We start from the raw sequence: 13,962 nt of genomic DNA, 5'->3' as shown, positions 1-13,962 counted from the left end.
GGAGTGTTGCAGTAGAAATCAACATGAGCAAGACTTTTCCGGACATTGCCACCTGGAAGTTTGGTCTGCCTGTTGAACTCGGATTCAATATGGGAGCGGTTGCTCTCTGTGGGTGAGAATCCCCTTACCGAACGGGATCACGGCCTCACCGCCGCGCTCCTCGCCGCGCTGGCGTCGGAACCGCCGGCGCCGTTCGCCGTGCGCCGCTTCCAGCCGCTGCCCACTCTGTCGTACGGCGAAGCTGATCAGGGCACCGGGGTGGCGCTTGAACGCGGCTTCGGCGAGCACGTGGACATGACCAACCACTCGGTGGTCGTGGCCGAATCGGTGGTCGTCAAATGGCTCACGCCGCCCGTTCCGCTCCCCCACCCGACGCCCGAGATCTTCGCCCACCTCGTTGACGCCGGCTTCAACGAAACAGCTCCTCCTTACGCGGCTCTGACACGCTCCGACGGCAAGTCGGAGCTCCTGCTCGCCCTGGTCACGGGCTACCTTCCGGACGCCACGGACGGCTGGGAGTGGTGCGTGGACGCCTGCTGTTCAGCCGACACCTCCTTCGCGACGCCGCTCGGCCACCTGGCCGCCAACCTCCACACCGCGCTGTCCACCCTCCCCCCGCCCGCCGGCCCGGATCCCGGGCTGCTGACGCGGGCGCAGGGCGCCTTGGACGAGGCACTGGCGGTGACCGGCGGGGCGGACGGCAGGTGGCTGACCGCCCGGGCCGGAAGGATGCGCGCGGAGCTGGCCCCGCTCGGCACCCCGGCGACCGGGCCGAGGATCAGGATCCACGGCGACCTGCACGTGGGACAGATCCTGCGCTGGCGCGACGGCTACGCGGTCATCGACTTCGACGGCAACCCCACGGTGGCGGACGCGGCGCCGTACCAGCCGCCGGCCAGGGACCTCGCGCAACTGACCACGAGCCTGGAGCACGTCGCCCAGGTGGCGATCAAACGCCGCGGCACCGCGCCCGGCGAGGCAGCCGGCTGGGTACGGCGGGCGAGGCGCGAGCTGCTGTCCGCCTACACCGGCGCCTGCGACCTGCTCGACCCCGCCCTGATCCGGCCGTTCGAGGTCGAGCAGGAGTGCCGCGAGCTGATCTACGCCGCCCGCCACCTGCCCCGCTGGCGCTACGCCCCGATGGGCGTCCTGCGCACCTGGTACGACGAGAAAGAGGACCCCGCGTGAACCCCGACCTGTTCCTGGCCGACCTGGAAGCCAAGCCCGAGTCCCTGGCCAAGCTGGCGGAGTCGCTGTCGGAGGACCCGTTCGCGGCGATCCCCGGTGACGTCGATCGCGTGGTGTTCCTGGGCATGGGCAGCTCCCGCTACGCCGCGGGCGTGGCGGCGCTGCGGCTGCGGGCGGCCGGGGTGAACGCGGTGGCCGAGTACGCCTCCGCGCGGGCCTCGTTCCCGGCGGCGCGCGGCACGCTCGTGGTGCCGATCTCGGCGACCGGAGGCAGCAGGGAGACCCTGGACGCCGTCGCCCGTTACCGGGGCGGTCAGGCGTTCGTCGCCGCGCTCACCAACGACCCCGGCTCGGCGGTGGCCGAGGGCGCCGACGCGGTCGTGGACATGCTGGCGGGCGAGGAGCGGGGCGGGGTGGCCTGCCGTACGTTCCAGCACACGCTCGCGCTCCTGCTGGCCCTGGAGTCGCGGCTGAGCGGCGGTCACCGCGGCGTGGCCGGGCTGGTGTGGCAGGCGGCCGAGGCCACCGCGGACCTGCTGGACCGGCGCGAGCAGTGGCTGCCCAGCGCCATCGAGCTCCTGGACGGCCCACACGGCGTCTACACGATCGCCCCCGCCGAGCACCTGTCGTCGGCGGAGCAGTCGGCGCTGATGTTCCGCGAGGGGCCGCGCCGCCCGGCCGACGCGTGCGAGACCGGCGACTGGTCCCACGTGGACGTGTACCTCACCAAGACCCTCGACTACCGCGCCATCCTCTTCCCCGGCTCCGCCTACGACGCGCAGGCGATGGAGTGGGTGGAGCAGCGCGGCTCCACGGTGCTCGCCGTGGGCGCCGGCCTGCCGGGCGCGGCGACGTCGGTCCGCTACACGCACGACACCGACCCGGACGTCGCGCTGCTGACGGAGACGCTGGTCGCCGAACTGATCGCTGCCCACTGGTGGTCGACCTGACCACCCTCCGGCCCTGACCACCCTCCGGCCACGACCACCCTCCGACCCTGACCGCCCGACGATCCTGGCCGCCCGACGGTTCTGACCGCTCTTCGGGTGTGCTTTTCTCCGGTACCGCGGCGCGTGCCGTACCGGAGATCAGCTCGTGTGGAAACGGCGGTGCAGCGCGCGGATCTCGGCGGTCAGCGCGGGGGCGGGGCCGTCGACCACGGCTCCCGGCACCACGGCGCCGATGGGCAGCGTGGCGACCGGCGGCGCGGGCACCCCCAGCTCACCGAGCCACTCGCCGAGCTGCTCCGACGAGGCGGCGTACACGATGCGGCCGAGCCCGACCCAGCCGTGGGCGGCCGCGCACATCGGGCAGTGCTCGCCCGAGGTGTACACGGTGGCCGCCGCCCGCTCCCGCGGCGTCAGGTTGGCCGCCGCCCAGCGGGCGATCTCGAACTCCGGGTGCCGGGTGTGATCGCCGCCCGCCACGTGGTTGTGGTCCTCGAACAGCACCGCGCCCTCGCCGGACACCAGCACGGAGCCGAACGGCTGGTCGCCCTTGGCCAGCGCCAGCGCCGCCAGCTCCACGCAGCGCCGCAGGTGCCGCAGATCCCTGTCGTCCATGTCGCCTCCCCCGATCATGGCAACCTATCCCTGGTGCCGGTAGAAGGGCGTGGGGATCGGGTCGAGCGGCGTGTTGCCGAGGATCAGGTCGGCGGACTTCTCGGCGAGCATCATGACGGGCGCGTAGATGTTGCCGTTCGTCACGTACGGCATGGCCGAGGCGTCGACCACCCTCAGCCCCTCCAGCCCGTGTACGCGCATCGTCTCCGGGTCCAGGACCGACATCTCGTCCACGCCCATCCTGGCGGTGCACGAGGGGTGCAGGGCGGTCTCGCCGTCCTTGCGCACCCAGTCGAGGATCTGCTCGTCGGTCTCCACCTCGGGCCCCGGGGAGATCTCGCCGCCGTTCAGCCCCTCCCAGGCGGGCTGGGCCAGGATGGCGCGGGCGTGGCGGATCGCCTCCACCCACTCCCTGCGGTCCTGGTCGGTGGACAGGTAGTTGAAGCGGAGCTGGGGCTTGACCCGTACGTCCGGCGAGGTGATGCGGACCGAGCCGCGGGCGTCGGAGTACATGGGGCCGATGTGCACCTGGTAGCCGTGCCCGCCGGCCGGGGCAGAGCCGTCGTAGCGGACCGCGATCGGCAGGAAGTGGAACATCAGGTTCGGGTAGGCGACCTCGTCGTTGGAGCGGATGAAGCCACCGGCCTCGAAGTGGTTGGTGGCGCCCGGTCCGCGGCGCAGGAACAGCCAGTTCGCGCCGATGAAGGGCCGGCGCCACATGGCCAGCGACGGCTGCATCGAGACCGGCTTCAGGCAGGCGTGCTGGACGTAGACCTCCAGGTGGTCCTGCAGGTGCTCGCCGACGCCCGGCAGGTCGTGCACGACGGGCACGCCGGCCCGCTCCAGCACCGCCTTGGGGCCGACGCCGGAGACCTGGAGCAGTTGCGGGGTGTTGATCGCGCCGCCGCAGAGGATGACCTCCTTGGCCGCGATCCGCTCGCCGTCGCAGATGACGCCGACCGCCCTGGTGCCCTCGAAGACGACCTTCTCGACGAAGGCCCGGGTGCGGACGGTCAGGTTGGGGCGGCGCCGTACCGGATGGAGGTAGGCGCGGGCGGCGCTCAGGCGGCGGCCACGGTGGAGGTTGCGGTCGAAGGCTGCGAAACCCTCCTGCCGGAAGCCGTTCACGTCGTCGGTGAGCGGGTGGCCGGCCTCCTGGACCGCCTTGAAGAACGCCTCGAACAGCGGCCCCTCCGCGCGGCCCCGCTCCAGCTTGAGCGGGCCGTCGCCGCCGCGCCATTCGCCGCCGGGGTCGGCGAGGCAGTTCTCCATCTTCTTGAAGTACGGCAGGCAGTGGGCGTGGTCCCAGGACTTCATGCCCGGGTCGGCCGCCCAGCGCTCGTAGTCCAGCGGGTTGCCGCGCTGGAAGATCATGCCGTTGATGCTGCTGGAGCCGCCGAGCACCTTGCCGCGGGCGTGGTAGACGCGGCGGTCGTTCATGTGCGGCTCGGGCTCGGACTCGTACTTCCAGTCGTAGAAGCGGCTGCCGATGGGGAACATGAGCGCCGCCGGCATGTGGATGAACACGTCCCACGGGTAGTCGGGCCGGCCCGCCTCCAGCACCAGCACGCTGACCGAGGGGTCGGCGCTGAGCCGGTTGGCGAGCGCGCAGCCCGCCGACCCCCCTCCCACGATGACGAAGTCGTAGCTCACCTCGGGATCCAGTCCTTCCACACGATCTTGTTCTCGTCGACCCACTTCTTGGCGGCCTGCTCGGCGGTCATCTTCTCGTTGACCATGTCACTGGCGACCTTGTTCTGGTGGTCGTTGGTCCAGCTGAAGTTGCGGACCAGCTCGTAGGCCTTGCCGCCGGTACGGGCGAAGTCCGCGCTGACGATCTTGTCCAGGAGGTAGGGCGGGTAGTCGCAGGCCACCGTGTTGGTGTCGGCGTCGCACCCGATCGCGTACGCGGGCAGGTTGATCTTGACGAGTTTGATCTTCGTGAACAGCCACTGGGGTTCGTAGAAATACATCAGCAGCGGCTTCTTCTTGGCGGTCGCCTGCTGCGCCGCCTTGATGAGCGCGTCCTCACTGCCGGAGTAGACGACCTTGAAATTGAGGCCGAGGTTGCGGATGATCGCCTCGTCGTTCGTGACGAAGGTCGGATCGCCCGCCAAGAACTGCCCGGCATTTCCAGACTTGGTGGTCTTGAAGAGCGCGGCGTACTTGTTCAAATTTCTATAATTGGTGATGTCTGGATATTTCCTGACCATCCACTCAGGGACATACCATCCGATCACCCCTTTGTTCCCCGTCAAACCGGCGGGGACTGCCGCCTTCTTCTCCTCGATCCACTCCTTCTTCTCCGGGGGGTGGCCCCAATTCTCGACGATCACGTCCACCTTGCCGGCGGCGAAATCGGGCCACGACTTGTCCTCTGTGATCTTTCGCGTCTGCACCTTGTAGCCGAGCTCGTGCTCCAGCAGATAGGCCAGCACGCCCGCGGTCGCCTCGTACCCGACCCAGGCGTGCATGTCGATCTTCACGGTGCCCTGCGTGCCGGGGGCGGCCTTGGGCTCCTCACCGGTGCAGGCGGACAGCAGCAGGACCGCGACCAGCAGCCCCGCGAGCGGTTTGGTTGGCATCACAGGTCCTCGTGGCCGCGGCCCGCGAGGGGCCGCGGCCTGCCGGGGGTCACTTGGGAATCCAGGCCTGCCACTTGGCGGTGTTGGCCTCGACCCACTTCTTGGCCGCGTCCTCGCCCGACATGCCGTTGTTGGTCATGTCGTCGGCCACGGCGTTCTGGTCCTCGTTGGTCCACGTGAAGTTCTTGACCAGGTCATAGGCCTTGCCGCCGGACGTGGCGAACTTCGTGCTGACGATCTTGTCCAGGTCCATCTCGGCGTAGTCGCAGGCCACCTTCTTGGGGTCGGCGTCGCAGCCGTCGGCGTACGGCGGCAGGTTCACCCTGGCCAGATCCGTCTTGCTGAAGAGCCAGTGCGGGTCCCAGAAGTAGAACAGCAGCGGCTTCTTCTGCTCCTGCGCCTGCTGGGCGCCCTTGATCAGGGCCGCCTCCGAGCCGCCGGTGACGACCTTGAGGTTGAGCTTGAGGTTCTTGATCAGGGCGTCCTCGTTGGACACGTACGACGGGTCGCCGAACAGCAGCTGGCCCTTGTCGCCCGACTCGGAGGTCTTGAACAGGTCGGCGTACTTGTTCAGGTTCTTGTAGTCGGTGATGCCGGGGTACTTCTCGACCATCCACTTGGGGATGTACCAGCCGATGACGCCCTTGTTGCCGGTCGAGCCGGCGACCTGGGCCACCTTCTTCTCGTCGATGTACTGCTTCTTGAGGTCCGGGTGGCCCCAGTTCTCGATGATGACGTCGACGTCGCCGGTCTCGAAGCCCTCCCAGGCGAGCTGCTCCTTGATCTCCGGCAGTTCGACCGTGTATCCGAGCTCTTTCTTCAGCAGGTAGGCCACGACGTTGGCGCTCGCCTCGTAGCCCACCCACGGGTTGATCGCGATCTTCACGGTGCCGCCGCCCGAGGCCGGCGCCGCGCTCTGCGAGCCCGACGGCGCGGCGGCCGAGCTGGGCGTGACTTCCACCTTGGCTCCGCCGCATCCCGCGACGGCCAGTCCAAGCGTCAGAAGGCCTGCAAGCAGGCGAATCTTCATATCGGCTTCCTCTTTTGGGGGGACGGACGCCTGTCGGCGCCCTGCGTGATCCGGTCGAGCATGATGCCCAGCAGCACGATGGCGATTCCGGCGGCGAAGCCCATGCCGAAGTCCGTGCGCTGGGAGAACCCCGAGACGACGTCGTAGCCGAGCGCGCCACCCCCGACCATGGCACCCAGCACCACCATGGCCAGCGTCATCACGATGCCCTGGTTGACCGCGAGCAGGATGGACCTGCGCGCCATCGGCAGCTGCACCTTGCGCAGCAGCTGGCCCGGGGTCGACCCGGCCGACAGCGCCGCCTCCACCACGGTCGGCGGCACCCCGCGCAGCCCTTCCTCCACCAGCCGGACCACCGGCGGCACCGCGTAGATCACCGAGGCGAAGATGGCGGTGAACCGGGTCGCGCCGAACAACGCCAGCGCCGGCAGCAGGTAGACGAACGAGGGCATCGTCTGGGCGGCGTCCAGCAGCGGGCGCTGGACGGCCGAGAAGCGGGAGGAGCGGGCCGCGGCGATGCCCAGCAGCAGGCCGATCGCCAGCGTGACCGTCACCGCCACGAAGACCATGGTCAGCGTCTGCATGCTGTGCTCCCACAGCCCGAGCAGGGCGATCGCCAGCAGGCAGCCGAGCGCCGTCAGCGCCGGGCGCACCCCGGCGGCCCAGAAGGCGAAGGCGAGCACGGCGGCGGCGACCAGCCACCAGGGGGCGGTGGTGAGCAGCCCGTCGAGCGGGTTCAGCAGCAGCCGGGTCGTGAACTCCTTGAGCGCGTCTGTGACCGGGTACCAGGTGCGCTCGGCCCAGCGCACCGCCTCGTTCACCGGGCCGCCCATCCGCAGCTCCAGCGCGCTGGGGAACTCCGGCGGCAGCGCGTACGCCAGCCCGATGCCCACGGCGGCGATCGCGGCGGCGACGGCGAGCTTGAGCCGTGACAGGCCCGCCTGGGCCCGCTGCCGGGCGGCCGCCATGGTGGTGCGGTCGAGCACCACGGCCATCACCACGATGGCGAGGCCGGCCGGGAGCATGATGCCGACGTTCTCCCTGGACAGGCCCTTGATGATGTCGGAGCCGAGTCCGGGGGCGGCGATCAGGTTGGCGATGACCACCATGGACAGGGCCATCATGATCGTCTGGTTGATCGCGAGGGTCATGGTGGAGCGGGCCAGCGGCAGCCGTACCTTGAACAGGGTCTGCCAGCGGGTGGCGCCGAGCGAGGCGGAGGCCTCGACGGCGGTGGGCGAGACCTGCTCGATCGCGAGCGCGGTGATGCGGATCGCGGGCGGGATCGCGTAGATGATCGTGGCCGCGACGCCCGCGGGCGCGCCGATCTGGAAGAACAACACCATCGGCGCGAGGTACGCGAACGTCGGCATGATCTGCATGTAGTCGAGCACCGGCGTGATCGCCCTGCGCAGCCGAGGCGAGCGGCCCACCCACACGCCCAGGGGCAGCCCGGCCAGCAGCGACAGCAGCACGGCCGTGGCGACCAGGGCGAGGGTGTCGACGCTGTGCTCCCACACGCCCAGCACGCCGAACGAGGCGAACCCGGCCACGCCCAGCAGTGCGATCCGCCAGCCGCCGGCCAGCCACCCGATGCCGCCCATGACGCCGAGCAGGCCGGGCCAGCCGAGCGCGTGCAACACGGTCTCGAAGGCCTGGAACAGGCCGTCGATGAACAGCCGGAGGTAGTTGATGAAGTAGAGGAAGACCGGGTTGGCGTTCTTGTTGTCGTCCACCCATTCGCGCGCGTCGGTGAGCGCGACGAACGTGCCCGCCTCGTCATCGTGTGGGAGCGTTCCCACCCCACGGAAGACGACATGGCCCACCGCGAACGCGACCGCCACCGCTGCCGGCACGGCCCACCTGGGCATCTTCACACGGGGCGGGGTCCCGACCGCGGTCGCGCTCATGCCCCGGCCCGTACGGCCGGCGTCTCGTGCCCGGCCAGGAAGGAGAGCATGTCCACCCGGTCCACGACGCCCACGAGCTCGTCGCCGTCCATGACCCGGATCGGGTGGCCGGAGCCGGAGGAGACCTCGATGGCGTCCTTGACCACGGTCGCGGCGGGCAGGGCGGGACCGTCCAGCGCCTCGCCGGGCTCGGGTGGACGGGCGATCCAGCGCAGCGTCAGCACGTGACTGCGCGGCACGTCGCGGACGAAGTCGGCCACGTAGTCGTCGGCCGGCGCGCCGACCAGGTCCTCGGGGGTGCCGAGCTGCACGATCGAGCCGGAGCGCATGATGGCGATGCGCTCACCGAGCTTGAGCGCCTCGGACAGGTCGTGGGTGATGAAGACCATGGTCTTGCCGACCTCGCGGTGGAGCCTGATCACCTCGGCCTGCATGTCGCGGCGGATGAGCGGGTCCAGGGCGCTGAAGGGCTCGTCGAAGAGCATGACCTCGGGGTCCACGGCGAGGGCGCGGGCCAGGCCGACGCGCTGCTGCATGCCGCCGGAGAGCTGGTCGGGGTAGGCGTCGCCGTGTCCGTCGAGACCGACCAGGGAGAGGATCTCGCGGGCCCGCTCGTGCCTGGCGGCCTTGGCGGCGCCCTGGACCTCCAGGCCGTAGGCGACGTTGTCGATGACGCGGCGGTGGGGCAGCAGCCCGAAGTGCTGGAAGACCATGCTGACGCGGTGGCGGCGGATCTCGCGCAGGCGCGCGGGGCTCGCGCGGCCGATGTCCTCGCCGCCGATGGAAATCTCGCCGGCGCTCGGTTCGATCAATCGGGTCAGGCAGCGGACCAGTGTGGATTTGCCACTTCCCGACAGGCCCATAACGACGAAGACCTCGCCGGGCCGTACGGTGAAGCTCACGTCCCGCACGGCGGCTGTGCAGCCGGTCTTCTCGCGGAGGGGGGCGGCTTCGAGGTGCTTGTCTTCACTGTTCAGCACCTTTTCGGCGGCGGACCCGAAGATCTTCCAGAGACCCTTGACCTCGATGGCCGCGCTCTCGGGAGCAAGCCCCATTTTGCCTCCCGTAGGTAGCTAGGACGGGGGCCAACATATGTGGTGAATAGCGCAAATCACAACGTCGTGACCGTCCAGATACCGGGGCGCTTCCCATGCGTTACTGCCTTGGAACGAGCCAATCGCCTATAGGTGGACAGTCGCCACCTTCCGTGGTTATTTCCGGCCGAAAGATGGAGCCCCAGCTTCTCGCCTCATGCGACCCATCTCTCGAATTCTGGCGCGTAATGTTCGATTGGCCGCAACAGTCGGCATGTGTTCCAATTACCCCCACTTGCTGGATTTCCCAAGGGCCCGCACGGCCTTCCATATACGCCGATATGGGCGGCGAGAGGTTGCGTTCGGTGAGCACACAGTTAGGCGAAAGGCAGGCAAGAGCCGCCGACGAGGGAGGCTGGCGGCTACGCAATTGGCGTGTCCGGGCGCGGCTTGTCTCGTTGATCCTCATTCCCACCGCCGCCGCCGTCCTGCTCGGCGGCGTGCAGATGTTCGCCTCCACCGGCGCCGCCTCCGACTACGAACGCACCAACCAGCTCGCCCGCCTGTCCGACCAGATCAGTGAGCTCACCCATCAGGTGGCCCGCGAGCGCGCCGTCGCCGCCTGGTTCATCGCCAGGGGCCGCCCGGACAACGGCGTCGAGACGCTCACCCAGCAGGTACGCGAGACCAGCGGCGCCGCCTCCACCGTCAAGTCCAGCGCCGAGAACCTGTCAGGGGAGGTCGCCGGGCGTACCGCCGACGAACTGGAGGCCACCCTCGCCAGGCTCGACGACCTGACCGGCCTGCGCGAGCAGACCAGCAAGGGCGACCTGCTGCCCGGACCGTCCATCGAGCTCTACACCACCGTCATCAGCGACCTGATCTCCGTCCACGACGAGCTCAGCAAGGGCACCGACGACGACGAGCTGTTCCGCCAGTCGCAGCTGCTCGTCGCGCTGGCCAGGGCCAAGGAGGCCGTCTCCCGGCAGCAGGCGTGGATCACCATCGCGCTGCAGGCGGGCCGCTTCGAGCAGGAGCAGCTCAAGGCCGTCTTCGGCGAGCAGGCCCGCGAGACCAACGAGCGCCGGGCCTTCACCGCCGAGGCCACCGCCGACGAGCGGCGCGTCTTCGACGAGAACGTCAACGCGGCCGGCACCGAGCGCATGCTGTTCCTGCGCGAACTCGTGCTCAGCCGGGCCGCCAACAACCAGCCGCTCAAGGGCCTCGACCTGGCCAAGCGCGACGACGCCCGCGAGTGGTACGAGGCGGCGAGCGTGATGGTCGACTCCATGCGCGCCGTGGAGCGCCGTCAGTCCGCCGGCATCGTGACCCGCAGCGAGCAGCTCACCTCCGCCGAGCGCCAGCGCGCCTACCTCATCGCCGGCGCCGTGCTCGCGCTGCTCATCGCGGTCCTGCTGATCACCACGGGCGTGGCCCGCTCTCTGGTACGGCCCCTGCGCAGGCTGCGCGGCGAGGCCCTGGAGATCGCCGGGCGGCGGCTGCCGGAGTTCGTCCAGCGGCTGCGCGAGTCGCGCGACGGCGGTGCCGACGTCGAGATCCCGCCCATCGGCATCTTCTCCAAGGACGAGGTCGGCGAGGTCGCGCGGGCCTTCGACGAGGTGCACCGCGAAGCCGTACGGCTGGCCGGCGACGAGGCGCGGCTGCGCTCCAACGTCAACGCCATGTTCGTCAACCTCTCCCGCCGGTCGCAGACGCTCGTCGAACGGCAGCTCACCCTCATCGAACGGCTGGAGCGCGGCGAACGCGACGACACCAGGCTCGGCGACCTCTTCAAGCTCGACCACCTCGCCACCCGCATGCGGCGCAACTCCGAGAACCTCCTGGTCCTGGCCGGGCAGGAGGCGGCCCGCAAGTGGAGTGAGGCGGTCGAGCTCCTGGACATCGTCCGGGCCGCGCTCGGCGAGGTGGAGAGCTACGACCGGGTCAGCATCCAGGTGCAGTCGGCGGCGGCGATCGCCGGGCAGGCGGTCAGCGACGTGGTGCACCTGCTGGCCGAGCTGGTGGAGAACGCGGTCTCCTTCTCCTCGCGCGACACCAAGGTGATCATCAGCAGCAGCCGGATCGACGGCGGCGGGCTCATGGTGTCGGTCACCGACCAGGGCATCGGCATGACCCCGGAAGAGCTGGCCCAGGCCAACTGGCGGCTGGCCAATCCGCCCGTCGTGGACGTCTCGGTGTCGCGGCGGATGGGCCTGTTCGTGGTCGGGCGGCTGGCGCTGCGGCACAACATCCGGGTCCAGTTGCGCCGCCAGGACATCGGCGGGCTGACCGCGATGGTGCTGATACCGGAGGCGCTGCTGTCGGCGGTGACCGAGCATGTGCCGGAGCCGGGCGGGCAGGCGTTCGACTCCTTCGACGTGGCTCCCGCCGGACCGGGGGTGCCGTTCGACTCCTTCGACGCTCCGGCCGCACCGCCGTTCGACACGGGACCTTCGCCCTTCGACACCGGGTCCCCCTTCGACACGGGCTCCTCCCCCTTCGACCCGGCGGCCTCGCCGTTCGCGGGGGGAACGCCGGGCGGATCCGCGCGGTTCGCGGCCGCGGGGAACCCTCCCATGGGTGGCCCACCCACCGGCTCACTCCTCCCCAGATCGCACGGCGCGGGACCACACTCGATGCCGCACGCGGCAGGCCCGCCGGGCCCGCCCGGAGGACCGCACCCCGCGGGCCCGGCGGGGGGATCACCCGGAGGACCGCACGTCGCGGGCCCGCCGGGGGGATCACCCGGAGGACCGCAGGCCGGTGGCCCGCCCTCCTACGACGCCACGCCCTCCCCCTCCTACGACTCGGAGCCGCCCTCCTACGACGCCAGGCCGCAACACCCTTCGCTCGACGTGCCGCTGCCCGAGTCCGAGCCGCGCTCCTGGTTCTCCGCGGCCACGCCGTCGATCGAGATGACCAGCCCCATCCCCAAGGTCGACGAGTACCTGCCGATCTTCGCGGCGGTCGAGAACGAGTCGAGCTGGTTCACCAAGTCCTCCCCCACCCCCGACCAGCGCACCGACTGGCAGTCGCCCACCGACACCGCGTGGCAGGCCGCCCGCTCGACCGGCGAGCCGGAACACGGTGGTACGACCTCTTCGGGATTGCCGAAACGCACGCCAAGGGCGAACCTTGTTCCGGGCTCTGCCACGCCGGCGGCCCCACCGCCACCCCTGCCGCCGGTCGAGCCAGACAGGCTGCGAAGCAGGCTCTCCAGCTACCAGCAGGGCGTCCGTAAAGGGCGCTCAGAGCTTGAGGAGAACCCATGAGAAATCTGAGCCAGGCGGCCAGGGACGTGAACTGGCTGGTCACCGGCTTCGTCGAACAGGTGCCCGGCGTGGCCCACGCGGTGGTCGTCTCCGCCGACGGCCTGCCGATGGCGTTCTCGCGAGGCTTCCCGCAGGACCGCGCCGACCAGCTGGCCGCCATCACGGCGGGCCTGATCAGCCTCACCACGGGCGCGGCCCGCGTGTTCGAAGGCGGCGGCGTCAACCAGACCCTGGTCGAGATGGAGCACGGGCTCCTGCTCGCGATGTCGATCAGCGACGGGTCCAGCCTGGCCGTCCTGGCCGCACCGGACTGCGACATGGGCCTTGTCGCCTACCAAATGACCATCCTCGTGGAGCGCGCGGGGCAGGTGCTGACGCCCGCCGTACGCGCCGAGCTCTCCGCAGCGCGCCCCTGGTGATCGGAGTCGACTGTGGCATCGTGGCATGACGGCCCGCCGGAGGCGGAGCGCAGCTCGCTGGTACGCATGTACGCGGTCACCGGCGGGCGTACCGCTCCGCGCAGCGGCCTGGCGATGGAGGCGCTCGTCTCCTCGGCGACCTCGGCGCAGCTGGGCATGGCCTACACACGGGAGTACCGTGCCATCAGCGAGCTGTGCCGCCAGGTCAGGTCGGTGGCGGAGGTCTCTGCATTGCTGAGCATCCCCCTCGGCGTGGCCCGCGTACTGATCGCGGACATGGAGGCGGAAGGGCTGGTACGGATCTACCAGCCGCAGTTGGACGCGGGCCTGCCGGACAGGAGCCTGCTGGAAAGGGTGCTCAGTGGACTACGCAGGCTCTAACTCGGGCCTCACCTCGACCAAGATCGTGGTCGCCGGTGGTTTCGGTGTCGGGAAGACCACGTTCGTCGGGTCGGTATCGGAAATCATGCCTTTGACGACGGAAGCGGTGATGACGGATGCCTCCGCGGGGATCGACGACCTGGGGCTGATCCCCGGCAAGTCGACCACCACGGTGGCCATGGACTTCGGGCGGCTCTCCTTAGATCGCGAGCTGATCCTCTACTTGTTCGGCACACCGGGCCAGCACCGCTTCTGGTTCATGTGGGACGACCTGGTGAAGGGCGCGATCGGCGCCGTCGTGCTGGTGGACAGCCGCCGCCTGGCCGACAGCTTCCCCGCCGTCGACTACTTCGAGAACGCCGACATCCCCTTCGTGATCGGGCTCAACGGCTGGCACGGGCAGTTCCCCCACGTCGAGCACGAGGTGCGCGAAGCCCTCACGCTCTCGCCGCACGTCCCGATCGTCCGCACGGACGCCCGGCACCGCGACGCGGTCAAGTCCACGCTCATCGCGCTGGTCGAGCATGCGCTCTCCTCCACCGTCGCGTGATCTTCCCCGGCCGTACGGTGTACCGTACGGA

12 protein-coding genes are annotated in these 13,962 nt (G+C 69.9%); 6 read left to right on the top strand and 6 right to left on the bottom strand.

The window, feature by feature from the left end; all coding sequences use genetic code 11:
• The first annotated feature begins 108 nt into the window (after positions 1 to 108).
• Complete coding sequence (locus ACIBKY_RS07635) at positions 109 to 1,188, top strand: phosphotransferase (protein ID WP_397095221.1); 1,080 nt, start codon at positions 109 to 111, stop codon at positions 1,186 to 1,188.
• Positions 1,185 to 2,138, top strand: a complete 954-nt coding sequence (locus tag ACIBKY_RS07630) for an SIS domain-containing protein (protein ID WP_397095219.1) — start codon at positions 1,185 to 1,187, stop codon at positions 2,136 to 2,138. Before ACIBKY_RS07635 ends, ACIBKY_RS07630 begins: the two co-directional genes overlap by 4 nt.
• 138 nt (positions 2,139 to 2,276) lie before the next feature.
• Here ACIBKY_RS07630 and ACIBKY_RS07625 read toward each other — a convergent pair whose 3' ends face one another.
• From ACIBKY_RS07625 to ACIBKY_RS07600, 6 genes are all read right to left on the bottom strand, one after another.
• Complete coding sequence (locus ACIBKY_RS07625; RefSeq protein ID WP_397095217.1) at positions 2,277 to 2,750, bottom strand: nucleoside deaminase; 474 nt, start codon at positions 2,748 to 2,750, stop codon at positions 2,277 to 2,279.
• Between the two features lie 24 nt (positions 2,751 to 2,774).
• Positions 2,775 to 4,424: a choline dehydrogenase gene (gene betA, locus ACIBKY_RS07620; RefSeq protein ID WP_397095215.1), complete on the bottom strand. Its 1,650-nt coding sequence runs from the start codon at positions 4,422 to 4,424 to the stop codon at positions 2,775 to 2,777.
• Complete coding sequence (locus ACIBKY_RS07615; RefSeq protein ID WP_397095213.1) at positions 4,400 to 5,335, bottom strand: ABC transporter substrate-binding protein; 936 nt, start codon at positions 5,333 to 5,335, stop codon at positions 4,400 to 4,402. Before ACIBKY_RS07615 ends, betA begins: the two co-directional genes overlap by 25 nt.
• A 49-nt stretch (positions 5,336 to 5,384) precedes the next feature.
• Complete coding sequence (locus tag ACIBKY_RS07610) at positions 5,385 to 6,296, bottom strand: ABC transporter substrate-binding protein (RefSeq protein WP_397095211.1); 912 nt, start codon at positions 6,294 to 6,296, stop codon at positions 5,385 to 5,387.
• Between the two features lie 65 nt (positions 6,297 to 6,361).
• A complete protein-coding gene (locus tag ACIBKY_RS07605; RefSeq protein ID WP_397095209.1) occupies positions 6,362 to 8,221 on the bottom strand; it encodes an ABC transporter permease in 1,860 nt (619 codons plus the stop codon).
• 50 nt (positions 8,222 to 8,271) lie between these two features.
• The gene (locus ACIBKY_RS07600; protein WP_397095207.1) at positions 8,272 to 9,330 is read right to left on the bottom strand and encodes a glycine betaine/L-proline ABC transporter ATP-binding protein; all 1,059 of its coding nucleotides are present in this window, start codon (positions 9,328 to 9,330) and stop codon (positions 8,272 to 8,274) included.
• A gap of 437 nt (positions 9,331 to 9,767) precedes the next feature.
• Between ACIBKY_RS07600 and ACIBKY_RS07595 the strand changes: the two genes are divergently transcribed.
• The 4 genes from ACIBKY_RS07595 (at position 9,768) to ACIBKY_RS07580 (ending at position 13,931) form a co-directional block, all read left to right on the top strand.
• Positions 9,768 to 12,581, top strand: a complete 2,814-nt coding sequence (locus ACIBKY_RS07595) for a nitrate- and nitrite sensing domain-containing protein (RefSeq protein ID WP_397095205.1) — start codon at positions 9,768 to 9,770, stop codon at positions 12,579 to 12,581.
• Positions 12,582 to 12,586: 5 nt separating this feature from the next.
• Positions 12,587 to 13,000: a roadblock/LC7 domain-containing protein gene (locus ACIBKY_RS07590; RefSeq protein ID WP_379620459.1), complete on the top strand. Its 414-nt coding sequence runs from the start codon at positions 12,587 to 12,589 to the stop codon at positions 12,998 to 13,000.
• 66 nt (positions 13,001 to 13,066) lie between these two features.
• On the top strand, positions 13,067 to 13,381 hold the full coding sequence (locus tag ACIBKY_RS07585; RefSeq protein ID WP_221340875.1) for a DUF742 domain-containing protein: 315 nt from the start codon (positions 13,067 to 13,069) through the stop codon (positions 13,379 to 13,381).
• Complete coding sequence (locus tag ACIBKY_RS07580; RefSeq protein WP_397095203.1) at positions 13,362 to 13,931, top strand: GTP-binding protein; 570 nt, start codon at positions 13,362 to 13,364, stop codon at positions 13,929 to 13,931. The genes ACIBKY_RS07585 and ACIBKY_RS07580 overlap by 20 nt, the downstream gene beginning before the upstream one ends.
• Positions 13,932 to 13,962 lie beyond the last annotated feature (31 nt).

The organism is Nonomuraea sp. NPDC050394 (assembly GCF_044459065.1).
Taxonomy (GTDB): domain Bacteria; phylum Actinomycetota; class Actinomycetes; order Streptosporangiales; family Streptosporangiaceae; genus Nonomuraea.
The sequence above is the reverse complement of the archived record's forward strand: the minus strand, read 5'-3'. Positions and strand labels throughout refer to the sequence as shown.